The sequence below is a fragment of the Variovorax sp. ISS6 genome (assembly GCF_056523145.1).
Window position 1 is genome coordinate 611,080 of record NZ_JAWRZC010000002.1, and the last position, 23,525, is coordinate 634,604.

Consider the following 23,525-nt stretch of genomic DNA (forward strand, 5'->3'; position numbering starts at 1 on the left):
ATGAAGCACGCCTCCACCTCCCCGTTCCGTCCCCGCGTTCGATCGATGCTCGCGCTGGCCTGCGCGACGCTGCTGGCCGGCTGCACGGTCGGCCCCGATTTCCGGCGCCCCGATCCGCCCATGGCGAAGGACTACGCCCCGTCGGCGCTGCCGCTCGACACCGTGTCGGCACCGGTGCCCGGCGGCGACGCGCAGCGCTTCGCGCCCGGGCGCGACATCCAGGCCGACTGGTGGACGCTGTTCGGCTCGCCGCGCCTCGACGCGCTGATCGCGCGCGCGCTCGCGCGCAGTCCCACGCTCGAGGCCGCGCAGGCGGCGCTGCGCGCGGCGCAGGAGAACGTCTACGCGCAGCGCGGCTTCTTCTATCCCACGGTCGGCATCGGCTACTCGCCCGCGCGCACCAAGATCGCGGGCAACCTCGGCGGCAACTCGCCGGGCGTGCAGGGCAACGGCAGCGTGATCTCCACCTATCAGGGCACGCCGGCCAGCGAGGGCGGCAGCGCGCCCTTCAACGCGCCGGTGATCTACAACTTCCACACCGCGCAGCTCACGGTCGGCTATGCGCCCGACATCTTCGGCGGCCAGCGACGGCAGCTCGAGAGCCTCGAGGCGCAGGCGCGGATGCAGCACTACCAGCTCGAGGCCGCCTACCTCACGCTGGCCTCGAACCTGGTGGCGGCCTCGATCCAGGAGGCGCTGCTGCGCCGGCAGCTCGCGATCGCCGAGGGCATCGTCGAGGCCAACGAGCAGGCGGTGGCGCTGCTGCAGCGCCAGCTGCGGGCCGGCTACGCGGCACGGCAGGACCTGGCGCAGCAGGAGCTCGCGCTCGCGCAGGCGCGCCAGCAGCTGCCGCCGCTGCGCAAGCAGCGCGAGCAGACGCGCAACCTGCTGCGCGCGCTGGCCGGCGACGGCCCCGACGAGGACCTCGCGATCGACTTCGACCTCGATGCGCTGGTGCTGCCGCGCGAGCTGCCGCTGGCCCTGCCCTCGCGCCTGGTCGAGCAGCGGCCCGACATCCGCGCCGCCGAGGAGCAGCTGCATGCCGCCAGCGCGCAGGTCGGCGTGGCGGTGGCCGACCGCCTGCCGCAGTTCTCCATCGATGCGAGCTGGGGCGGCGCGGCCAGCCGGCTCGGCGAGATGTTCCTGAAGTCGGGGCGCTTCTTCAGCCTCGCGGGCAGTGTCGGACAGACACTGTTCGACGGCGGCACGCTCACGCATCGCCAGCGCGCCGCCGAGGAGGGGCTGCGCCAGGCCGATGCCCAATACCGCGCGACCGTGATCGCGGCGCTGCAGAACGTGGCCGACACGCTGCAGTCGATCCAGGCCAACGCGCAATCGCTGCGGGACGCGGCACTGGCCGAGGAGAAGGCCCGCGTCGCGCTGGACCTCACGCGGCGCCGACTCCGGCTCGGCGACGTCGATCGCCTCGCGCTGCTCAACGCGCAGCAGGCCCACGACCAGGCGGTGCTCGCGCGCGTGCAGGCGCAGGCCGCGCGGCTGGGCGACAGCGCCGCGCTGTTCCAGGCCTCGGGCGGCGGCTGGTGGCAGCGCACGCCGAAGTCGTGAACGCGCCGCCGCTGGCCGACAATGGCGGCCCACCCGCTCGCCCGCCCCGCCGCCTCGCACCGCGATGCTCCTGCTGCTGATCGAAGACGACCCCGTGATCTCGCGGGAACTGCAACTGCGCTGGCGCCAGCGCGGCTGGGTGGTGCGCGGCTGCGGCGACCTCGCCGAGGCCGACCGCGCGCTCGCCGAGCGCGAGGTGCAGGATTTCGAGCTCATCGTGCTCGACCTCAACCTGCCCGACGGCGACGGTCTGGACTGGCTGCGGCGGCTGCGCCAGCGCGACCGCCTCACGCCCGCGCTGATCCTGACCGCGCGCAGCCGCGTGGCCGACCGCGTGCTGGGCCTGCAGGGCGGTGCCGACGACTACCTGGTCAAGCCCTTCGCGCCCGAGGAACTCGACGCGCGCATCGAGGTGCTCGGCCGCCGCGCCCAGGTGGCGCGCGGCGACCACCTGCACTACGGCCGGCTGACCTGGCGCGGCGACCTGGGCCGGGCCTATGTGGACGACCAAGCGCTCGACCTGGCGCCGCGCGAGTTCGAGGTGCTGGGCCTGCTGATGCAGCGTGCGCCGCGGCTGGTCGCCAAGCGCGCGCTGATCGATGCGCTGGCCGAACGCAACATCGAGCTCGGCGACAGCGCCTCCGAGATCTACGTGTCGCGCCTGCGCCGCAAGCTGGTCGACGCGGGCGTGCAGGTGCGCACGATGCGCGGCTTCGGCTACATGCTGGTGCTCGACACGGCCGCCCCCGGCGCGCCGCAGGCCTGATGGAAGCCTTGCCGCCGCAACCGCCGCGTCGCATCCGCTGGCTGCGGCGCGAGCTGCTGCTGCGCCTGATGCTGCCACTGATCACGATGATGGCCGTGGCCGGCGGCTTCGGCCTCCACTACACGCACGAGGTCATCGAGCGCGTGTTCGACCGCTGGCTGCTCGATGCCGCGCGCTCGAGCATCGCGCTGCTGCGCTACGACGACCGGGGCGTCGCGACGATCGACATGTCGCCGCAGCTCAAGGCCATGCTGCTGTTCGACGAGATCGACCAGAACTGGTTCAGCGTCACGCAGTCCGGCCGGCTGCTGGCCGGGCAGCCCGGCCTGCCCGACGGCGGCACCGCGCGCGTGCACTACCGCCGCGGCGAAGCCTTCGATGCCGCCTACCTGGGCCAGCCGGTGCGCGTGGTGCGCGTGGAGTTGACGCGCCCCGGCGCCGCGCCGGTCACGATGCTGATGGGCGAGACCCTGACCAAGCGCCATCGCGCCGAGCAGGAACTCTGGGTGCTGCTGTGGCCCGTCGTCGCGCTCGTGGTGGCCGCCGCGCTGGCCATCGCGATCGCCGTGCGCCGCACGGTGCGACCGCTGCAGGCCATCGCCACGCGCTGGAACGAGCGCTCGCATGCCTCGCTCGACCCGATCGGCGTCGACGAGGTGCCGCGCGAGCTGCAGGCCTTCGCGAGTTCGCACAACGAGCTGCTCGCGCGCATCCGGACCATGCTGGCGCGCGAGCGGCAGTTCGCCGCGACGGCGGCGCACCAGCTGCGCACCTCGCTGACCGGCCTGCAGCTCGGCCTGGCGCGCGCCACCGAGGCGCCCGATCCGCAGGCGATGCGGCGCATCGTCGACGAGCTCGGCGGCTCGATCCAGCGCTCGGGGCGGCTGGTGCAGCAGCTGCTGAGCTTCGGCGCGCTCGACCCCGAGGCGCGCGCCGATCTCGACCGGCGCCGCATCGATCTCGTCGCGCTCGCTCAGGACGTGGGCGCCACCCACATCGAGCAGGCGTCGGCGCGCGCGATCGAGCTGGAGCTCGCCGCGCCCGAGCGGCCGGTGTGCGTCGCGGTGCAGCCCGAGCTGATCGCCGATGCGCTGAGCAACCTGCTCGACAACGCGATCCGCTACACGCCGCCGGGCGGACGCGTGCTGGTGGAGTTCGAGACCGCGCCGCCGGCGCTGCGCGTGAGCGACTCGGGGCCGGGCATTCCCGAGGACGAGCGCGAGGCGGTGCTCGAGCGCTTCGTGCGCGGCCGCGACGCGACCGGCGACGGCAGCGGCCTGGGGCTGGCCATCGTGCGCGACATCGTGGCGATGCACGGCGCCACGGTGACGCTGTTGGACAGCGCCTGGGGCGGCCTCGCGGTCACGCTGCGCTTTCCGGCCGGCGACTGAGTACGGGCTCAGGGCCCGCGGCCGCAGGCGATGTCGGGTGCTGCCCGCTCGTCGTCGGGCAGCACGATGCCCCAGCGCATGCGCACGCTGCGTTCGGGGCCCTCGCCGGCCCAGGGCAGCTCGATCGCCCCGCCGCAGTCCACGGTCTGCATCAGGGGCTGCAGCGGCGGACCTTCGGAACGGAAGGCCGGCGTATCGAGCATCAGCACCATGCCGCCCTCGCGCGCCAGCGTGCCCGGTGCCAGCCACGGCGAGGTGCGTTCGTCGCCATCGATCAGCAGGCGCACGCCGGGATCCATGCGCAGCGCGATGGCGCCCGCGAACCAGGTGTCGCCGACCAGCAGCCGCAGCGGCCGCTCGCCCCGGTGCGCGCGCCAGGTCGCCTCGACCGCGTCCGCGATGCGCTGCGTCGGCAGGTTGGCGCGCGTGACGTGGCCCAGCCGCGTGCTCCCCACGCCGTCGACCCAGGCACAGGCCCAGGCGGCCGTGACGTGCAACAGCGCTGCGACTGCCAGCATCGCGCTCCAGCGGCGCCGGCTCCAGCGTTCCGCGTCGAGCCAGGGCAGCGCGGCCGCCACCCATACGCCGGCCGGCAGGAAGAAGGTGGTGAGCCAGGCAGGCACCAGCCGCGAATGCAGCAGCACCGAGGCCGCCAGCACCAGCGCGGTGGGACCGAGGGTCGCCCAGGCGAGGAAGCGCCGGTCGAAGGCCGCGGGCATCGGTGCCGTTGGCCCCGCCGCCGCCTCGCGCCGCTGCGCGATCCAGGCCCAGCCGACGAACAGCAGCATCGGCGACAGCCGCGCGAGCTGCACCAGCAGCACGCGCAGCGGCCGCGGCAGCAGGTGCCCGCCGCCCGGGCCATGGACCGCATGCACCGAATGGCGCGCATAGGCCACCGTGGTGTCGCCATGCTGCAGCACCCACCACAGGTGCGGCGACAAGAGCAGCAGCGCGAGGCCGGTGGCCAGCAACAGGTCGCGCCGCACGCGCGCGTCGCGCCACAGGCCCTGGCGGACCACGAAGCCCAGCCCCACGGCGAACTGCACCGCGGCGCTGTACTTGGTGAGCACCGACAGCGCCGCGAACAGCCCGAGCCAGACCCAGTCGGCGCGCCCGCTTCCGGCCGGCCGCAGCACGCGCCACAGCATCCACCAGTAGCCCGCGAGCGGCAGCAGCTGCACCGTGTTGTGGTTGTAGACCACCGCGCGCTGCACGTGGTAGGTGACCAGCGTGCCCAGCAGCAGCGCGAAGGCGGCGCGCGCCGGCGTCATCATCTCGCGCGACCAGCGCCACAGCAGGTAGAGCGCGCCCACGCCGCAGCCCACGCCGGCCACGTAGGTCAGCCACGGCTGGCGGCCGAACAGCGCCAGCGGCAGGCTCAGCAGCCAGCTCGGCAGCGGCGGATGCTTGTAGTAGCCCCACTGCAGGCTGCCGCTCCAGAACAGCTCCTCCACGTTGTCCCAGGGCGGCGTGACATCGAGCGCCACCATTGGCCAGGCCCACGCCAGCACCAGCGCGACGAGCAGCGCGGGCACCCAGCGCTCGATCGGCTCGCGGGCCGCGGCGGCGGCGGGAAGAAAGCGGCCCGGCACGGGCGTCGATCCGGAAGTCATGGGCGGGATTTATAGGGACCGCACCCCACCGCCGCCTGACTTCGGGCGCGTCGCGCAGCCCTCATGACGCGTCGGCGGGCGCCGGCCGCGAGAGCAGCTCCAGCGGCGCGCTGCAATCGCGCACGTCGACGCGCACGGTGTCGCCGACCCGCAGGTCCGGCGGCAGGCGCGTGGTGCCGAGTGCGCGCGTGCGCAGCCCGCCGTCGTGGTAGCGCACGACCGCATAGGGCTCGTTCGCGCCCGCCTGCGGCGCGCAGTCGCGGTACATGGCATGCGCGAGTTCGCCGGCGCGGCCCAGGGCCTCGACGCGCCCGGTGCGCCAGCCCGCGACGAAGTCGGCATGGCTGGTCCCGAGCCCGGCGCAGCCGGCCAGCGCGAGCAGGCCGGGCGCCAGCGCGCAGGCGATGCCACGCATCAGCCGCGTGCCCCCACCGCGGCCGTGGCCTGGATCTCCACGCGGTACTCCGAATCGATCAGCCTGGCCCCCACGGTGGCGCGCGCGGGCGTGTGGCCGGCGGGCACCCATTCGTCCCACACCGCGTTCATCGCGGCATAGTCGCCCACCGTGCGCAGGTAGATCGTGACGCTGACCAGGTTCTCGCGCGTGGCGCCCTCGGTGCCGAGCAGGTCGTCGATCTGGCGCAGCACCTGGCGCATCTGGCCGGTCACGTCGAGCGAGGGGTTCTCGGCCACCTGCCCCGACAGGTAGAGCAGGCGGGCGGTGCCGAGGTCGACGGCCACCATCTCGCTGAAGCGGGGGCCCATCTCGTGGCGGACGATGTTCATGGCGTTGCGGACGAAGAGGATGCGATGGAGGAAAGCGTCGGCGACGCCGGATCGGCGGGTGCGTTCCACCAGCCGCCGCCGAGCGCCTGGAACAGCGCGGCCGCGTCGGTGAGCCGCTGCGCGCGCGCCTGCACGAGGCTGATCTCGGCCTGCGCCTGCTGCTGTTGCGCGAGCAGCAGCGCGAGCGCGCTGGCATCGCCCCACCGCAGCTGCGCGCGGGTGCGCGCGAGCGCCTGCGCGGCGGTGCGCTCGGCCCGCACCGATGCCTGCAGCGCGCGCGTGTCGGCATCGATGGCGGCCAGCGTGTTGGCCACGTCCTGGAAGGCCGCGAGCACGGTCGCGCGGTACTGCGCGGCCGCCTCGTCGAACGAGGCGCGCGCGGCCGCCTCGCGGTGGCCGAGCGCGCCGGCGTCGAACAGCGGCTGCGCGACGCCGGCCGCGACGGTCCAGAACATCGCGGGCGAACGGAACAGTTGCGACAGCGTGTAGGCCGAGGAACCGAGGTTGGCGCTCAGCGTCACGGCCGGCAGCCGCGCGGCCACCGCGACGCCGATGGCCGCGCTCGCGGCCTGCAGCTGGGCCTCGGCGGCGCGCACGTCGGGCCGGTGCTCGACCAGCAGGGCGGGCAACGCGAGCGGCAGCTCGGCGGGCAACTCCAGCGTATCGAGCTCGAAGCGCGCCGCCACCTCCTCGCTCGGGTAGCGGCCGCCGAGCACCGCCAGCTGGTGGCGCTGCTGCGCGAGCTGCTTGTCGAGCGCGGGCACGGCGGCCTCGGTCGCGGCCAGCAGGGCGGCCTGCGCCTCCACGTCGGCCTGCGCGACCTGCCCCAGCGCGAGCTGGCGGCGATAGGCCTGCAGTACCTGCGCCTGGCTCTCGGCGATCGCCAGCGTGGCACGCCGCTGCGCCCGCAGCGAGGCCTCGGCGATCGCCGCCGCCACCACGTTGCTGCTGAGCGTGAGCCGCGCGGCGAGCGCCTGGAAGCGCTGCGCCTCGGTCTGCGCGCGCGCGCCCTCGACCTGCCGCTGCGTGGCGCCGAACACGTCGGGCGCATAGCTCACGTTGAGCTGCGCCGTGTGCAGCGTGTAGAGGCTCGCGTTCGACGACACCGGGCTCGCGACCGCGTTCGCCACCCGCTGGCGCGTGGGCGCGAGCCCGGCCGTCAGCACCGGCCAGAAGGCCGCGCGCTGGGCCGCCTCGTTCTCGCGCGCCGCACGCAGCGCCGCCTCCGCGGCTTCGACACCGGGATTGCCGGCCAGGCTCTGCGCCACCAGCGCGTTGAGCGGCTCATTGCGGAAGGCAGCCCACCACTGGGCCGGGATGTCGAGGCCGGGCGACAGCCGCGGCAGCGGCACGCCCTCGCCTTCCTCGGCCACCGGCGGCGTGGCCGTGTAGCGCCCGGGCAAGTCCAGCGGGGGACGCGCGTAATCGGGGCCCACGGCGCAGCCGGCCAGGCACAGCGCGACGGCCAATGCAACAGGGATGCTCTTGTTCATCTCGCTCCCTCCCCTTCAGCGATCGCGCCGCGGGCGCAGGCCCCAGCCCTTGCGCTCGAACAGCCGCTCCATCGCGTAATAAAAGGCCGGCAGGATGAACAGCGTGAGCAGGGTCGACACCACCAGCCCGCCGACCACCACCGTGGCCAGCCCGCGCTGCACATCGGTGCCCACGCCCGTGGCCAGCGCCGCGGGCAGCATGCCGACCGAGGCCACCGAGGCCGTCATCAGCACCGGGCGCAGCCGCTCGGTCGCGCCCTCGAGCACCGAGGCCCGCAGCGCCAGCCCCTCGCCGCGCACGCGGCGGAAGTTCGCGACCATGATGATCCCGTTCTGTATCGACACGCCGAACAGCGCGATGAAGCCCACCGCGGTCGCCATGTTGAGGGTCTCGCCCGCAAGGTGGACCGCGATCAGCCCGCCGAGCGTGGCCATGGGCACCACGCCGAGGATCAGCGCCACGTGCCGGATCTTGCCGAACTGGAAGAACAGCAGCACCGCCATGATCGCGACCACGATCGCGAGCGACACGCCCAGGCGCGCCTGCGCGCGCTGCTGGTTCTCGAACTGGCCGGCCCACTGCAGCCGGAACTTCGCCGGATCGAAGGGCACCTCCTTCGCGATGCGCGCGCGCGCCTCCTCGAGGTAGGAGGCCAGGTCGCGGTCGCGGTTGTCCACGCGCACCGTGATCTGGCGCTCGTTCATCTCGTGCGAGATGGTGCTCTCGCCGGTCTGCAGGCGGATGTCGGCCACCTGCGCCAGCGGCACCTTGGTGCCGTTGGAACCGTTGAGCAGCAGCGCGCCGAGGGCTTCGGTGCCGCCCTTGGCGCTGCGCGGCAGCTTCACCGACACGTTGTAGGTGCGCGCCCCCTCGTACACCGTGATGACCGGCGCGCCGCCGATGCCGGTCTGCACCAGGCTCGCGACGTCGGCCGCGCTCACGCCGCGGCGCGCGGCCGCCTCGCGGTCGAGCCGGATCACCACCTGCGGGATCGGCGGCTCCTGGAGCAGCGAGGCCGAGGCCGTGCCGCGCACCGTGCCCAGCAGCTCGACGATGCGGTTGCCGATGCGCCGGCTCTTGGCGAGGTCGTCGCCGTAGATGCGCAGCACCAGCGGGCTGTGGGCACCGCCGACGGCATCGTTCACGCCGTCGATGATCGGCTGGCTGATGCCCACGTCGAAGCCCGGCATGCGCGCGAAGCGCTCGCCCAGCATGCGCACGAAGTCGGCCTTGTGCATGCCCGCGGGCCATTCGGCGTAGGGCTTGAGGCCCACCGGCACCTCCATGTGCGAGGGCGTCCAGGGGTCGGTGCCGTCGTCGTTGCGCCCGAGCTGCGTCACCACGTACGAAACCTCCGGGTACTCGAGCAGCACGTGGCGCAGCTCGGTGGCCATCTCGCTGGCCTTGTCGAGCGACAGGCCCGAGGGCAGCTGCACCTGCAGCCACAGCGCGCCCTCGTCGATGTCGGGCAGGAACTCGCGCCCGGCCGTGGCGCCGAGCACGGCCACCGCCAGCAGCGCGGCCACGCCCAGGCCGTAGGCGATGGCGGGCATGCCCAGCAGCAGGTCGAGCGCACGCCGGTAGGCCGCGGTGAGCCACAGCAGCGGCCGGTTGACGAAGGGACGCTGCGGCTTGCGCAGCGCCACGTAGGCCAGGCTCGGGATCAGCGTGAGCGCGCACAGCAGCGCGCCCACGAGTGCGTAGCCGACGGTGAAGGCCATCGGCCGGAACAGCTTGCCCTCGGCGCGCTCGAAGGCGAACAGCGGGAAGTAGGCCGTGATGATGATCAGCGTGGCGAAGAAGATCGGCCCCGAGACGTGGCTCACGGTCTCGAGGATGTTGCCCTCGGTGAGCGTGGCGTCCGGTTCCTCCTCGCGCCGCCGCAGGATCGCCTCCATCACCACGATGGCGCCGTCCACGATGATCCCGAAGTCGATCGCGCCGAGCGAGAACAGGTTGGCCGGCATGCGCGTGAAGTGCATCACGATGAACACCGTCACCAGCGACATCGGGATGGCCATCGCCGCGACCACCGCGCTGCGCGGGCTGCCGAGGAACAGGATGAGCACGAAGCACACCAGCGCCATGCCCTCGAGCACGGTGCGCGTCACCTTGTCGACCGTGAGCTTCACGAGGTCGTCGCGGTCGATGTAGGGCACGATGCGCACGCCCAGCGGGGCGAGCTCGGCCTGCAGCGCGTCGATCTTGCGGTGCACGCCCTCGAGCACGCGCGAGGGGTTCTCGTACTTGAGCATCAGCACGATGCCCTCGATCGTGTCGGGGTCGGTGTTCTTGCCGAGGATGCCGCCGCGCTCCTGGTGCCCGAACTGCAGCCGCCCGAGGTCGCGCACCAGCACCGGCGCGCCGCCGCTGTTCGACACCATCACCGCGCCCAGGTCGTCGAGCGAGCGGATCTGGCCGATGCCGCGCACCACGTAGCTCTGCTCGCCGCGCGCGATGCGCCCGCCGCCCGCGTTGGCGCTGCCGTTGTTGATCGCCGTCACCACGTCGTTGAGCACCAGCCCGTGCGCCTGCAGCCGCGCGGGATCGAGCTCGAGCTGGAACTCGCGCGTGAAGCCGCCGAAGTTGTTGACGTCGACCACGCCCGCCACCTGCTTGAGGGCCGGGATCACCTTCCAGCGCTGCAGCTCCGACAGCTCCATCAGGTTCATGCGGTCGGACTCGAGCGTGTAGCGGTAGATCTCGCCGGCCGGCCCCGCCACCGGCCCGAGGCCCGGCTGCGCGCCCGCGGGCAGGCTGACCTGGCCGATGCGCTCGGTCACGCGCTGGCGCGCGAAGTAGTCGTCGGTGCCGTCCTTGAAGGTCAGCGTGATCAGCGACAGCCCGAAGGTGCTGCTCGAGCGGATCGAGGCCAGCCCCGGCGTGTTGCTCAGCGCGCGCTCCAGCGGCGTGGTGATCTGCTGCTCCATCTCCTCGGAGGCCAGGCCGTTGACCTGCGTCGTCACCTGCACCGTGACGTCGCCGAGGTCGGGGTAGGCCTCGACGGTCATCTGCGTCCACGACCAGGCGCCGAACAGCACCAGCGCGACCGACAGCGCCCAGGCCAGGTGGCGGCGGCGCAGGAACTGGGAGATGACGAGGTTAATCATTGAGCAGCACGCCGCCCTGGACCACCACGCGCTCGCCGGCCGCGAGGCCGCCGCGGATGCGCACCCGCTCGCCGTCCTCGCGTCCGAGCTCGACCGGGCGCCGCTCGAAGGTCCACGGCTGCACCTCCACGAACACGCTCACGCTGTCGTTGTTCATCAGCAGCGCCGAACTCGGCACCTGCGGCTGCGCGGCCTGCGGCAGCTCGATCTGCGCGGTCGCGAACATGTTGGGCCTGAAGCTGCCGTCGGGGTTGTCGAAGGCGATCCGCGCGCGCGCGCGGCGCGTGTCGGCATCGAGCAGCGTTCCGACGAAGCCGACCGTGCCCGCGAAATGGCGCCCCGGCTGCGAGGCCAGCGTCACCGTGGCCTTCTGGCCCGCGGCCACCTGCCCCAGCAGGTTCTCGGGCACGCTGACGCCGACCCAGACGCGCTCGAGGTTGGAGACGGTCATCAGCGCCGCGTTGGTGTCGTTGAGCACCGCGCCGCGCGCGACATTGAGCGCGGTGACGGTGCCGGCCATGGGCGCGACGATCCGCAGCACCCGGCCGTCGCCGCCGTCGCCGGCACCGATGGCGCGCAGGCGCGCCTCGCTGCGCCGCAGCTCGGCCGTCTGCTGCACCACTGCGCTGCGCGCCGCCTCCACGTCCTTGGCCGCGTTGGAGCCGGCCTCGTTGACGCCCTGCGCCCGCGCGAGCGCGCGCTCGGCCAGCGCGAGCGCGTCGCGTGCCTTCTGCGCGTCGGCCACGGCCTGGGCGAGGTCGGGCGAGCTCATCGTCGCGAGCAGCTGGCCCGCGCGCACCGTGTCGCCGAGGCGCACCTGGAGCGCGAGCAGGCGCCCGGCCAGCGGCGGCAGGATGTTGACGGTGCGCGCCGGGTCGGCCTCCACCGTTGCGGGCAGGCTCAGCAGGTGCGAGCTCGTGCTTTCGCCGATGGCGTCGACCCGCAGCCGCTCGCGCAGCGGGGAGCCGGCGGGCACGCTCAGGCGGTGGCCTTCGCGCACCAGCAGCGGCGCGGGCGCGGGCACGGCGGGCGCACTGTGCGCCGCGGCATGGAACCAGCCGGCGTACAGGGCCGCGCAGGCCAGGGTGCCGGCAATGGCATGCGCGAGGATGATCTTGTGGGGAGGCTTCTTCATGGCGATGGATGCGTCGCGGCGCGGCTGGCTGCCGGCACCGGCGCGAGCGTAGGAAAACGCGGCTGAAGATTTCCCCAAGAAATCCTGAAGACGGCTTCAGGATCGTGGCAGCGGGCGGTCAGGTTGCGACCCGATGATGGCGCGCCATGCGAATCCTGTTGATCGAAGACGACCGCAAGGCGGCCCGGCTGCTCGCGCGCGGCCTCGAGGAGGAAGGCTTCGTGGTCGACGCGGTGCACAGCGCCGAGGAAGGCGACGAGCGGGCCTTCGTGCAGGCCTACGACCTGCTGGTCCTGGACTGGATGCTGCCGGGGGGCGACGGCCTCTCGCTGTGCCGCGAGCTGCGCCGGCGCGGCTGCGCGACGCCGGTGCTGATGCTCACGGCGCGCGATGCGCTGCGCGACCGCGTCGAGGGCCTGAACACCGGCGCCGACGACTACCTGACCAAGCCCTTCGCCTTCGACGAACTGCTGGCGCGCGTGCGCGCGCTGCTGCGCCGCCCGGAGAGCATGCGACCGGTGATCCTGTCGCTGGCCGACCTGAGCCTCGATCCGCAGCGCCAGCGCGCGCAGCGCGGCGGCGCGACGCTGGACCTGACGCACAAAGAGTTCGCGATCCTGCACATGCTGCTGCGGCATGCCGGCGAGGTGGTGAGCCGCGCGCGCCTGGCCGAACAGGTCTGGAAGGACGACCTGATCGGCATCGACAACCTGATCGACGTGCATGTGGGCAACCTGCGCCGCAAGGTCGACGCGGCACCGGCGCCGCCGCTGATCCGCACGGTGCGCGGCCGCGGTTTCCGGCTCGCGGCGGACGACGGCCATGCTTAGCCTGCGCCGGCGCCTGGTGCTGGTGCAGGTGGGCGTGACCGTCGCGGTCATGGCCATCGCGGCCTTCGGCGCCTATGCGGTGTTCGCGCGCAACGTGCACCGCGAGCTCGACGCCGCGCTGCTCGCACTGGCCGAGACCGAGCTCGGCATGCTGCTGTCGGCCGACGCGGGCAGCGCGGCCACGGTGCACGAGGCGCCCTCGGGACCGGGCGCGCCCTCCTTCGTGCGGCTCGACCGGCTGGTGCAGATCGTCGGCCCCGATGGCCGCGTGCTCGCGCGCAGCACCAACCTCGGCGAGGCCCAGTTGCCGATACCGCCGCTGCTGCGCGAGCGGCTCGCCGCGGGCGAGACCGTGTTCGAGACGCTCGAGGGCTTCGGCGAGGAACCCACGCGCATGGTCTCGGTGCCGGTGCCCGGCCGCGCGGCGACGCTGGCGGTGCAGGTGGCCGGCTCGCTCGACGACGTCAACCGCACGGTCGCGATGGCCAGCGTGCTGTTCCTCGTGCTCGGCGGCGCGCTGCTGCTGGCGCTGGGACTGGCCGGCACGCTGATCACGCGGCGCGCCTTCCGCGCCATCGACGAGGTGGTGCAGCAGGCGCACCGCATCAGCGACGCCAACCTCAGCGAACGGCTGCCGAGCCCTGGCACGGCCGACGAGGTCGGCCGGCTCGTCGAGACGCTCAACGCGATGCTGGCGCGCATCGAGCACGGCATGGAGGCGCAGCGGCGCTTCACCGCCGATGCCTCGCACGAGCTGCGCTCGCCGCTGTCGCGGCTGCGTACCGAGCTCGAGCTCGCGCTGCGCCGGCCGCGCGAACCCGCGGCTTATGTCCAGACCCTGCGCTCGGCGCTCGACGAGGTGGAATCGCTCTCGCTGCTGGTGGAGGAACTGCTGGTGCTGGCCCGCATCGACGCGGGCCAGGAGCGCGAGGCCGCGGAGACCGTGGCGCTCGACCGGCTGGCCGAGGAAGCGGTGCGGCGCCTCGAGCCGATGGCGCGCGAGCGCGGCATCCGGCTGCGGCTGGAGCTGCTCGCGCCGGTGGCGGTGCGCGTGGCGCGCGGCGCCGCGAACCTCGCGCTGGCCAACCTGCTCGACAACGCCCTGAAGTTCTCGCCCGATGGCGGCACCGTGCACGTCGACGTGTTCGCGCCACCGGGCAGCGGCGAGGCCGTGGTGCGCATCGCGGACCACGGTCCCGGCATCCGCAGCGACGAACTGCCGCACCTGTTCGAGCGCTTCTACCGCGGCGCCGGCGCGCGTTCGGACGAGACCACGCCGGGCCTGGGCCTCGGGCTCGCGCTGTCGCAGGCCGTGGTGCAGGGGCATGGCGGCCGCATCGAGGCGATGAACGCACCGGGCGGCGGCGCGCGCTTCGAGCTGCGGCTGCCGCTGGCCGCGGCGCGGCCGGAGCCGCCGATGCTGACCCCGCACTGACCGCGCGCAAAGGGTCGCGTCGCGCACATGGAATTGAGTGCTTTCCTATGCACAAGCTCGTAATCTCCAGCTCATTCTTCGTCACGGCATCCGAGGTGCCGCCGATCCATCCATGAACGCCCCCCTCTCCGAATCGAGGCTGCAGAGGCCGCAGGTCGCCCTACCGAGCATCTCGTGCGTCGTTCCGTGCTTCAACGAGGCGCGGAACCTGGGCACGCTGTTGCCGGAACTCGAGCGCATGCTGCGCGCCACCGGGTTGCGTTGGGAGGTGATCGTGGTCAACGACGGCAGCACCGACGACACCGACCTCGTGCTCGGCGCGTGGTGCGAGCGGCCCGGCATCCGCGGCCTCTCGCTGTCGCGCAACTTCGGCAAGGAAGCGGCCCTGACCGCCGGCCTGGGCGCGGCGCGCGGCGATGCGGTGGTGCTGCTCGACGGCGACATGCAGCACACGCCCGCGCTGGTGCGCGCCATGATCGACCAGTGGCGCGCGGGCGCGGAGGTGGTCTACGCGGTGCGCGAGGACCGCCGCGACGAGGGGCCGCTGAAGACCTGGAGCACGCGCCTGTTCTACCGGCTGCTCAACGCCTCCGACCGCTTCGCGGTGCCGGAGAACGCGGGCGACTTCCGCCTCATGGATCGCAAGGTGGTCGATGCGCTGCTGAAGCTGCCCGAGCGCAGCCGCTTCATGAAGGGCCTGTACGCCTGGGTCGGCTTTCGCGCCGTGGCGCTGCCCTACACGCCGGCGCCGCGCGCCGAGGGGCGCAGCCGCTTCAACGCGCGGCGCCTGTTCAAGCTGGCGCTCGACGGCCTCACCTCCTTCACCACCTGGCCGCTGCGCATGGTCAGCGTGGCCGGCCTGATGCTCGCGGTGCCGGCCTTCGGCTACGGCAGCTACGTGGTCTTCGACTACATGTGCTTCGGCAACGAGGTGTCGGGCTGGTCGACCATCGTCGTGAGCCTGATGTTCTTCATCGGCGTGCAGATGATCTCCACCGGCATCCTCGGCGAATACGTGGCGCGCATCTTCGAGGAGGTCAAGGGCCGGCCCGTCTACGTGGTGCGCGAGCAGCGCGGCCACGGCCTGGAAACCGAGGAGCCATGACCGCGCCCGCGGCCGCAACGCAACGGCTTTGCATCTGCGCCGACGACTTCGGCATGAGCGCGGGCATCAACGCGGCGGTGCTCGACCTGATCGCGCGGCGCAATCTCTCGGCCACCGGTTGCCTGGTGCTGCGCGAGGCCTGGCCATGGGGCCTGGCCGCGCTGCGGCGCGTCGATGCCGCGCGCGTCGACGTCGGCTTGCACCTGGACCTCACGCCGCCGCGGTCACCGGGCGCCGAGGAGCCCGGCCTGTGCCCGCTGGTGCTGCGCTGCTACGCACGGTCGATGCCGCGGGCGCGCCTGCGGCAGACCATCGCCGAGCAGCTCTCGCGCTTCGAGGAGGGCCTGGGCCGCGCGCCCGCCTTCGTCGACGGGCACCGGCATGTGCACCAGCTGCCGATGGTGCGCGAGCTGCTGCTCGAAGAGGTCTCGCGCCGTTACGCGGCGGCGCCGCCGTGGCTGCGCAACACGCGGCCCGGCGGCCTGGCGCTCAAGCCCCGGGTGATCCACGCGCTGGGCGGCCGTGCGCTGGTGCGCGACGCCGCGCTGCGCGCGATCCCGACGAGCCGGGGACTGCTGGGCGTCTACGACTTCGCGGGCGGGGTGGCGGGCTACCGGCGGCGCCTGCTCGCCTGGCTGTCCGCGGCGCGCAGCGGCGATGTGCTGATGTGCCATCCCTCGCTGGCCGAGGACGCGGGCACGCCGCACCAGGAGGCCCGGGCGGCGGAGTACACGGTGCTGGCGGGCATGGCGTTTCCATGGCGCGATCCCCGCGGCGGGCAGGTCGAGCTCGCGGCGTTGTCGGCGGGCGGCCTGCGGACAGGCGCCTGAGATCCGGCCAGGGCGCCGTCGCCGCGCGTCATGCAGTTTGATCGGCCCGGTCATGCCGTGCGCCGACCCGGCTTCGTATCCTCGGACCATTGAACGAGAGACAAGGTCCGCGCCACCCGAGGTGGCCAGGGCCCCACGGAGACCGTCTTGCCACCGAAAGAACCTGTCCTTGACGGCCTGGCGCGCTTCGCCGCCGAGGCCCCCGCACGACCGGCCGCCATCCTGGCCGAGACCGGCGAAACGCTGGACTACGGGCGCCTGCACGAACGCTCGGCGCGGCTCGCGCGCTTCCTCGCGGCCCGCCTCGAGGCCGGCGAGGTGGTGGCGATCCTGCTGGGCAACCGGCTCGAATACTTCGAGCTGACCTTCGCCGCGCGCCGCGCGGGCCTCTATTACGTGCCGATCAGCACGCACCTCACGCCGGGAGAGATCGACTACATCCTGCGGGACTCGGGCGCGCGCATCCTCCTGACCGAGACGGCGCTGCGGCCCTGGGCCGAGCGCGCGGCCTGGCCGGAACAGCTCGACGAGGTGCTCTGCATCGACGCCGACGATCCGGTCGACGGCGCCGCGAGCTACCGCGCGCTGGTCGAGGCCGACGGCCCGGTGCCGCCGCTGCCCGACCGGCCTTTGGGCCTGGACTTCGCCTACTCCTCGGGCACCACCGGCCGGCCCAAGGGCATCAAGCACAAGCTCGAGGACCAGCAGCTGCGCAAGGCGCTCGCGGGCGACTGGCTCTCGTTCTTCGCCTTCGATCCGGCGAGCGTCTATCTCTCGCCCGCGCCGCTCTACCATGCGGCGCCGCTGCGCTTCAGCGTGCGCTGCGTGGCCTTCGGTGGCACGGTGGTGCTGATGCGCCGCTTCGATGCCGAAGGCGCGCTCGCCGCGATCGCACGCTGGCGCGTCACGCATTCGCAATGGGTGCCGACGATGTTCATCCGCCTGCTCGCGCTGCCGGCCGAGCGCCGCGCGGCTCACGACCTCTCGAGTCACCGGCTGGCGCTGCATGCGGCCGCGCCCTGCCCCATCGAGGTCAAGCGCCGAATGATCGACTGGTGGGGCCCGATCGTCTGGGAGTACTACACCGGCTCGGAGCGCGCCGGCGCAACCGCGATCTCGGCGCCCGAATGGCTCGCGCATCCCGGCTCGGTGGGCCGCGCGAAGCAGGGCGTGCTGCACATCGTGGGCGACGACGGCGGCGAATGCGCGCCGATGGTCGACGGCCTAGTCTGCTTCGAGGGCGGGCCGAGCTTCGCGTACCACAACGATCCGGTGAAGACAGCCGAGACCCACACGCCGCAGGGCTGGGGCACCTTCGGCGACATCGGGCACGTCGATGCCGAGGGCTACCTCTACCTCACGGACCGGCGCGCCAACATGATCATCTCGGGCGGCGTGAACATCTATCCGCAGGAGGCGGAGAACCTGCTGCAGGACCATCCGCTGGTGCACGAGGTGGCCGTCATCGGCGTGCCGCATGCCGAGTTCGGCGAGGAGGTGAAGGCCGTGGTCCAGCTCAAGGACCCGGCGCTCGCCGGTGCCTCGACCGCGCAGCAGCTCATCGACCACTGCCGCGCCCATCTGTCGGCCATCAAGTGCCCGCGCAGCGTGGACTTCGCGACCGAGCTGCCGCGCACCGAGACCGGCAAGCTGCTCAAACGCGTGGTGCGCGACCGCTACCGCGCGCTCGCCGCGCCCGCTTCCCAACCGTGACGGAGACCCGACCATGACGATCGACATCGGACGCAGGCACTGGACGATGGCCCTGCTGGCCTCGCTGGCCGGCCTGCCCGAGCTGGCCAGCGCGCAGCAGGAAACCCGGCCGCTGACCCTGCTCGTGCCCTATGCCGCCGGCGGCGCGGCCGACCCCGTGGTGCGCCCGCTCGCGCAGCGCCTGCAGGAGGTGCTCGCGCGCACCGTGCTGGTCGACAACAAGGCCGGCGCCAATGGCCTCATCGGCACGCAGTACCTGCTGCGCCAGCCGCCCGACGGCCTGACGGTGCTGTTCCACATCACGAGCCTGATCCAGAACATCGCGCTGTCGCGCGGCAAGCCGCCCTACGACTTCGCCAAGGACATCGAGCCGCTGGTGCTGCTGGGCCGCCAGGCGGTGGTGCTGGTGGTGCCCGCGTCGAGCCCCTACCAGAGCCTGGCCGACCTCGCGCGCGCTGCCAAGGCCAACCCGGGCAACTTCTCGTTCGGCTCCTATGGCGCGGGCTCGACCTCGCACATCTACGGCGAGCAGCTGCGCGCGGCCTGGAACATCGAGATGCCGCACGTGGCCTTCCGCGGCACCAGCCCGCTGCTGCAGGACATGCTGGGGGGACGCGTGCCGATGGCCTTCGTCTCGGCCGCCACCGCGATCGAGCGCCAGGGCGACAAGGGACTGCGCTCGATCGCGGTGGCGCACAGCAAGCGGCTGACGGCGCTGCCGCAGGTGCCGACGCTGCACGAGCTCGGCTATGCAGGCTTCGACTACACGGGTTGGTGGGGCCTGTTCCTGCGCGCGGGCACGCCGGCGCCGGTGGCCGAGCGCCTGCGCAACGCGATCCGCGCCATCCTGCAGGAGCCCGACATGGTCGGCCGGCTGCAGCTCGCGGGCCTCGAGCCCAGCAGCGAGACGCCCGAGCAGATCACCGCCGCGATGCAGAACGAGTACCGCCACTGGGAGGCGCTGAGCCGGCGCTTCAACATCACGGCCGATTGACGGCGCCGCGCGTGCGGGCGGCGCGACAATGCGAAGCGCATGCCCGCGCCTTCCCGCACCAGTCCGCACCCGCCCGCTTCATGACCGCCGCCCCCGGCCCCTCGCCGAGCGCCACGCCGCCGCCGATCGCCGGCTGGTTCGTGCAGCTGTTCCTGCGCAGCGCGGCCCTGCCGCCGGCGCAGGCCGAGGCGGTACTGCGCCGTTCGGGCATCGATCCGCGGCAGCTGGATGCGCGCGGGTTGCGCGTCAGCGAGCAGGCCTTCACGCGCTTCCTGATCCTGCTGGCGCGGCGCGCGCGCGACGAGGCCTGGGGCATCGCCTCGCGGCCGATACCGCCGGGCACCTTCCACACCCTGTGCCGGCTGATCGTCAATTGCCGCACGCTCGGCGAGGCGCTGGTCGTCATCGGCCGCTTCTATGCGCTGGTGGTCGACGACTTCTCGATCAAGATCCGCCGCGAAGGCGGCGAGGCCATCGTCTGGCTCAAGCCGCTGCGCGCGCTCTCACCCGAGCGGCATGTGGCGCTGCATGGGGCGACCATCTTCCTGCTCTACCAGTTCATGTGCTGGCTGGTCGACCGCCGCATTCCGCTGACCGCGGTGGAGTTCTCGTATCCGCGCCGGCCGGCCAGCGCCGAGACGCTGCGCACCTACGACACGCGCGAGATCCGCTTCGAGCAGCCGTTCACCGCGCTGCGGCTCGAATGCCACCTGGCCTCGCTGCCGATCATCGGCGGCGAGGAGCGCCTGAGCCGCTTCCTCTCGGAAGCGCCGCGCATGCTCATCACCCGCTACTACGACCAGAGCCGCGTCAGCGACCGCGTGAAGTCCATCCTGCGCGCGCAGGTGGGCACGCCGATGAGCCTGGACGACGTGGCGGCCCGCCTCCACATGACGCCGGTGACCCTGCGACGGCATCTGGTCGACGAGGGCTGCGGCTTCTCCGAACTGCGCGACGACGTGCGCCGCCGCGCGGCGCTCGACATGGTGCGCCAGGGCCATGTGAAGCTCGAGACCATCGCGCTGCGGCTGGGCTTCGCCGAGTACAGCACCTTCCATCGGGCCTTTCGGCGCTGGACCGGCACGGGGCCGACCGAGTACCGGGCCAACCCGCCGGCCTCCTGATTCAGGGTCCTGGCCGCGCCCAGTCCGCCAGCCAGTGCGCATCGGCCACCACCGATGTCGCGGGGCGCGGCAGCGAAGGTGAATGGCTGAAGCGCGGCGCCGGCGCGGGCTGCAGTTCGCCTTCGAGTTCGACGAAGGTGCCGCGCGCCACGAGGTGCGGATCGCGCGTGCTCGCGCCGAGGCTGTGGACTGGCGCGACGCAGGCGTCGCCGCCTTCGAACAACGCCTCCCAGTGCGCGCGTGGCTCGCGCGCGAACAGCGCCTCGAGCGCGCGCGCCTGCTCGGGCCAGCGATCGCGATCGTGCTGCGCGAACGCCTTGGCATCCAGGCCCAGGCGCGCGAGAAATTCGGCATGGAACTGCGGCTCGATCGCGCCCACCGCCAGGTGCAGCCCGTCGGCGCAACGGTAGCTGCGGTAGTACGGCGCGGCGCCATCGAGCACGTTGGCCTGCCGCTCGTCGCGCCAGCGCGAGGCGGCGCGCAGGCCATGGATCAGCGACAGCAGCGACACCGCGCCGTCGCAGATCGCGGCATCGACGACCTGGCCGCGCCCGCTGCGCGCCGCCTCGTGCAGGGCCGCGAGCACGCCCACGGCCAGGTAGAGCGCGCCGCCGCCATAGTCTCCGACGAGGTTCAGCGGCACGCTGGGCGCCTCGACGGGACCGATGGGATGCAGCGCGCCGGCGACCGCGAGGTAGTCGATGTCATGGCCTGCCTGGTGGCTGCGCGGGCCGTCCTGTCCCCAGCCGGTCATGCGGCCGAACACCAGCGCGGGCCGCAGCGCGAACAGCTCGGCGGGGCCGAGCCCCAGCCTTTCCATCACGCCGGGACGAAAGCCCTCGATCGCCACGTCGGCATGGCGCAGCAGTTCGCGCGCGGTCGCGAGTCCTTCCGCCGCGCGCAGGTCGAGTGCGAGGCGTCCGCGGCCACGCATCGTCGCGCCGCGCTCCATCTGCGCCGCGCCAGGCCGCTCGATGCGCGCGACCCGCGCGCCCATGTCGGCGAGCAGCATCGCGGTGAAGGAGACCGGGCCCAGGCCCGCGAACTCCACGACCCGCAGGCCGCGCAAGGGGCCGGCGGGCGATGATGGCGTGTTCTTCGACGTGTCGTGCATCGCCGCATGGTGCCGTCGCGCTTGCACGGCCGCGATGACCGCCGCGCTCGTTCCCCATGACCCCTGCGCGCCGCGCCATGCGGGTTGCGCGCGGCGGTCATGGCGCGGGCCGGGCCGGCCTTTCATCATCGCGCCAACCAAAGGAGTCGAACATGAAAGCATGGGTGAGTCATCGCCCTGGGGGACCGGAGACGCTGGTGTGGCAGGAACTGCCGGACCCGGTGCCCGCCGAGGGCGAGGTGCTCGTGAAGATCGCCGCGGTGGGCGTCAACTATCCCGACGGGTTGCTGATCCGCGACCTCTACCAGGTCAGGCCCGAACGGCCCTTCGTTCCGGGCAGCGAGTTCTGCGGCGTGGTGGAGCAGGCCGGCCCGGGCGTGTCGGGCCTGCGCGAGGGCGACCTCGTCATCGGCCGCTGCGGCTGGGGCGCCATGGCCGATCGCATCGCGGTGGCGGAGCAGCGATGCGTGCGCGTGCCGGCCGACACGCCGCGCACGCAGGCGGCCGCCTTCATGTTCGCCTATGCCACCGCCTACCACGCACTGTGCGATGCCGCCCAGCTGCGTGCGCAACAGACGGTCCTGGTGCTCGGCGCCGCTGGCGGCGTGGGATCGGCCGCGGTCGAGGTCGCGCATGCGCTCGGCGCGCGCGTGGTGGCCGCCGTGTCCTCGCCGTCCAAGCTGGCCTTCGCGATGGCGCGTGGCGCTTCGTGCGGGCTGGTCTACGAGCAGCAGGTGGAAGGCCGGGAGGCGCAACAGGCGCTCGCGCGCCGCCTCAAGGAGGCGGTCGGCGGCGACGGCTGCGACGTGGTGTTCGATCCGGTCGGTGGCGGCTACACCGAACCCTCCTTGCGCAGCCTGCGCCGCGGCGGCCGCCACCTGGTGGTGGGCTTCACCGCCGGCATCCCGAGCGTGCCGCTCAACCTGGCGCTGCTCAAGAGCCGCCACATCGTCGGCGTGGACTGGCGCAGCTTCGTGCAGCAGGACCCGAAGCTCAACGACCGCAACGTGCACTCGCTGCTCGCGATGTGGCGCGAGGGCCTGCTGCAGCCGGAGGTGACCGAGACCTTCGCCTTGGCCGATGCGCCCGCGGCCATCGCGCGACTCGATGCGCGCGGCGCGCTCGGCAAGATCGTCGTGGTCGCGTGAAGGCGGCGGCCGCCCGGGCCGCCGCTTTCTTCATCAGTTCAACTCGCCCGACAGGATCTCGCGCGCCATCACGATCTTCATGATCTCGGTCGAGCCTTCCATCTGCTTGCACATGCGCAGCAGGTTGTGGAAGTCGAAGAACGGATAGTCCTCGATCGCGAGGCCGCGCCCACCCAGCACCTGCATCGAGCGGTCGATCACCCGCAGCCCCGCATCCACGCAGTAGGCCTTCACCATGGCCGCCTGCATCCGCGAGGCCGAGTAGCCGCCGCGCGCCACCATCCAGGCCGCGTAGTAGGTGTTGAGGCGGATCGATTCGATGTCGTACTGGTTGTCGGTCAGCATCCACTGGATCGCCTGGTTGTCGCCGAGCGCCTTGCCGAACACCCTGCGCTCGCGCGCGTATTCGACGGCCAGTTCCTGGCTGCGTTCGGCCATGCCGAGCGCGGTGCCGCCCAGCCTTAGGCGGAAGCGATTGAACTGGTGCTGCGCGATGGAGAAGCCCTCGCCCTCCGCGCCCAGCAGGTTCTCGGCTGGCACGATCACGTTCTCGAGCCGCACCTCCTGCTCCGTGCCCCACTGCCGCGCGATCACCGGGATGTCGCGTGACTTCGTGAAGCCCGGCGTGTCGTTGTCGACCAGGAACACGCTGATGCCCTTCGGGCCCTTGCTCGGATCGGTGACCGCCGCGACCGCCGTGTACGACGCGAAGTGATGGCCGGTGCGCCACATCTTCGTGCCGTTGAGCACCCAGTGGTCGCTCTTTCGCACCGCCGTCGTGCGGATGCCCGCGAGGTCCGAGCCGGCCTCGGGTTCGGTGAAGCACATCGACCAGCCGGTCCTGCCCTCGAGCACCGGATAGAGATACTTCTCGCGGATCTTCTCGGGCGCCTGGTAGAGCACCGGCCACGGCGCGAACGGCCCGCCGGGCATGCGTCGCGGCGACTTCGAGAACTCGGCCAGCACGATCACGTCCTCCATCGGCCCCAGGCCCTGGCCGCCGAATTCCTTCGGCACGATCAGCTTGGCCAGTCCGTATTCGGCCAGCTTGGCCTTCAGGTGTGCATTGAGCTCGGGGCTGTAGTCGCAGTTGGCGGCCGGCCATTCGCGGTAGTGCGGCAGGACGACCGTCCCGATGAAGCTGCGTGCGCGCTGCTGAAGATCGCGTTGCGCGGGGTCGAGTTCGAAATCCATGGTGTGCCTCTCGTGTTCGGACATGCGCCCGATGGCATGTCAACGCAATGGATTGGATCGGCGCGGGCGTGTGGCTTCCATGGCACCGTCGTTCAAACTGCATGACATTGCCGCCCGGTCCGTGGCGAATCGCAGTGTGTCGCGTACGCGGCGCGGATACACGGGCATACGAAGGCC

At 72.6% G+C, this 23,525-nt stretch carries 19 protein-coding genes; 11 read left to right on the forward strand and 8 right to left on the reverse strand.

What is annotated here, in order from left to right; translation table 11 throughout:
* The 3 genes from AC1HIL_RS34460 to AC1HIL_RS34470 all read left to right on the forward strand — a co-directional run bounded on the left by AC1HIL_RS34460 (nucleotide 1) and on the right by AC1HIL_RS34470 (nucleotide 3,723).
* On the forward strand, nucleotides 1-1,566 hold the full coding sequence (locus AC1HIL_RS34460) for an efflux transporter outer membrane subunit (protein ID WP_261217607.1): 1,566 nt from the start codon (nucleotides 1-3) through the stop codon (nucleotides 1,564-1,566).
* Between the two features lie 64 nt (nucleotides 1,567-1,630).
* Nucleotides 1,631-2,332, forward strand: a complete 702-nt coding sequence (locus AC1HIL_RS34465) for a response regulator (protein WP_261217609.1) — start codon at nucleotides 1,631-1,633, stop codon at nucleotides 2,330-2,332.
* A complete protein-coding gene (locus AC1HIL_RS34470) occupies nucleotides 2,332-3,723 on the forward strand; it encodes a sensor histidine kinase (protein ID WP_261217611.1) in 1,392 nt (463 codons plus the stop codon). The genes AC1HIL_RS34465 and AC1HIL_RS34470 overlap by 1 nt, the downstream gene beginning before the upstream one ends.
* Nucleotides 3,724-3,731: 8 nt before the next feature.
* Here the strand turns inward: AC1HIL_RS34470 and AC1HIL_RS34475 are convergent, their stop codons facing one another.
* The 6 genes from AC1HIL_RS34475 to AC1HIL_RS34500 all read right to left on the reverse strand — a co-directional run bounded on the left by AC1HIL_RS34475 (nucleotide 3,732) and on the right by AC1HIL_RS34500 (nucleotide 11,861).
* Nucleotides 3,732-5,336 (reverse strand): glycosyltransferase family 39 protein, encoded by a 1,605-nt coding sequence (locus AC1HIL_RS34475; protein WP_261217613.1) that lies wholly within the window; start codon nucleotides 5,334-5,336, stop codon nucleotides 3,732-3,734.
* A 61-nt stretch (nucleotides 5,337-5,397) separates the two neighbouring features.
* The gene (locus tag AC1HIL_RS34480; RefSeq protein WP_261217614.1) at nucleotides 5,398-5,751 is read right to left on the reverse strand and encodes a hypothetical protein; all 354 of its coding nucleotides are present in this window, start codon (nucleotides 5,749-5,751) and stop codon (nucleotides 5,398-5,400) included.
* The gene (locus AC1HIL_RS34485) at nucleotides 5,751-6,122 is read right to left on the reverse strand and encodes a RidA family protein (protein ID WP_057595081.1); all 372 of its coding nucleotides are present in this window, start codon (nucleotides 6,120-6,122) and stop codon (nucleotides 5,751-5,753) included. Before AC1HIL_RS34485 ends, AC1HIL_RS34480 begins: the two co-directional genes overlap by 1 nt.
* On the reverse strand, nucleotides 6,119-7,615 hold the full coding sequence (locus AC1HIL_RS34490) for an efflux transporter outer membrane subunit (RefSeq protein WP_261217617.1): 1,497 nt from the start codon (nucleotides 7,613-7,615) through the stop codon (nucleotides 6,119-6,121). Before AC1HIL_RS34490 ends, AC1HIL_RS34485 begins: the two co-directional genes overlap by 4 nt.
* A 15-nt stretch (nucleotides 7,616-7,630) precedes the next feature.
* Nucleotides 7,631-10,726 carry an efflux RND transporter permease subunit gene (locus AC1HIL_RS34495; RefSeq protein WP_479668997.1) on the reverse strand — a complete coding sequence of 1,032 codons (3,096 nt, stop codon included), beginning with the start codon at nucleotides 10,724-10,726 and terminating at the stop codon, nucleotides 7,631-7,633.
* Nucleotides 10,719-11,861, reverse strand: coding sequence for an efflux RND transporter periplasmic adaptor subunit (locus tag AC1HIL_RS34500; RefSeq protein ID WP_261217621.1), 1,143 nt, complete (start codon nucleotides 11,859-11,861; stop codon nucleotides 10,719-10,721). Before AC1HIL_RS34500 ends, AC1HIL_RS34495 begins: the two co-directional genes overlap by 8 nt.
* 146 nt (nucleotides 11,862-12,007) lie before the next feature.
* Between AC1HIL_RS34500 and AC1HIL_RS34505 the strand changes: the two genes are divergently transcribed.
* From AC1HIL_RS34505 to AC1HIL_RS34535, 7 genes are all read left to right on the forward strand, one after another.
* Complete coding sequence (locus tag AC1HIL_RS34505; protein ID WP_261217628.1) at nucleotides 12,008-12,691, forward strand: response regulator transcription factor; 684 nt, start codon at nucleotides 12,008-12,010, stop codon at nucleotides 12,689-12,691.
* Entirely contained in the window at nucleotides 12,684-14,126 is a 1,443-nt protein-coding gene (locus AC1HIL_RS34510) for a sensor histidine kinase (protein ID WP_261217629.1), read from the forward strand. Before AC1HIL_RS34505 ends, AC1HIL_RS34510 begins: the two co-directional genes overlap by 8 nt.
* Before the next feature lie 112 nt (nucleotides 14,127-14,238).
* Nucleotides 14,239-15,231, forward strand: coding sequence for a glycosyltransferase family 2 protein (locus AC1HIL_RS34515; protein WP_261217631.1), 993 nt, complete (start codon nucleotides 14,239-14,241; stop codon nucleotides 15,229-15,231).
* Nucleotides 15,228-16,061 (forward strand): ChbG/HpnK family deacetylase, encoded by an 834-nt coding sequence (locus AC1HIL_RS34520; RefSeq protein WP_261217633.1) that lies wholly within the window; start codon nucleotides 15,228-15,230, stop codon nucleotides 16,059-16,061. The genes AC1HIL_RS34515 and AC1HIL_RS34520 overlap by 4 nt, the downstream gene beginning before the upstream one ends.
* 147 nt (nucleotides 16,062-16,208) lie before the next feature.
* Nucleotides 16,209-17,774, forward strand: a complete 1,566-nt coding sequence (locus AC1HIL_RS34525; protein WP_261217635.1) for an AMP-binding protein — start codon at nucleotides 16,209-16,211, stop codon at nucleotides 17,772-17,774.
* Between the two features lie 13 nt (nucleotides 17,775-17,787).
* Complete coding sequence (locus tag AC1HIL_RS34530) at nucleotides 17,788-18,768, forward strand: Bug family tripartite tricarboxylate transporter substrate binding protein (protein ID WP_057595089.1); 981 nt, start codon at nucleotides 17,788-17,790, stop codon at nucleotides 18,766-18,768.
* 80 nt (nucleotides 18,769-18,848) lie between these two features.
* Nucleotides 18,849-19,892: an AraC family transcriptional regulator gene (locus AC1HIL_RS34535; RefSeq protein ID WP_057595090.1), complete on the forward strand. Its 1,044-nt coding sequence runs from the start codon at nucleotides 18,849-18,851 to the stop codon at nucleotides 19,890-19,892.
* A 1-nt stretch (nucleotide 19,893) separates the two neighbouring features.
* On the opposite strand, the gene AC1HIL_RS34540 is transcribed toward AC1HIL_RS34535, so the two are convergent.
* Nucleotides 19,894-21,006 (reverse strand): CaiB/BaiF CoA transferase family protein, encoded by a 1,113-nt coding sequence (locus AC1HIL_RS34540; RefSeq protein ID WP_261217637.1) that lies wholly within the window; start codon nucleotides 21,004-21,006, stop codon nucleotides 19,894-19,896.
* A 152-nt stretch (nucleotides 21,007-21,158) separates the two neighbouring features.
* On the opposite strand from AC1HIL_RS34540, the gene AC1HIL_RS34545 reads away from it, so the two are divergent.
* A complete protein-coding gene (locus AC1HIL_RS34545) occupies nucleotides 21,159-22,154 on the forward strand; it encodes an NADPH:quinone oxidoreductase family protein (RefSeq protein WP_057595092.1) in 996 nt (331 codons plus the stop codon).
* A 33-nt stretch (nucleotides 22,155-22,187) separates the two neighbouring features.
* On the opposite strand, the gene AC1HIL_RS34550 is transcribed toward AC1HIL_RS34545, so the two are convergent.
* A complete protein-coding gene (locus AC1HIL_RS34550) occupies nucleotides 22,188-23,348 on the reverse strand; it encodes an acyl-CoA dehydrogenase family protein (protein WP_261217639.1) in 1,161 nt (386 codons plus the stop codon).
* Nucleotides 23,349-23,525 lie beyond the last annotated feature (177 nt).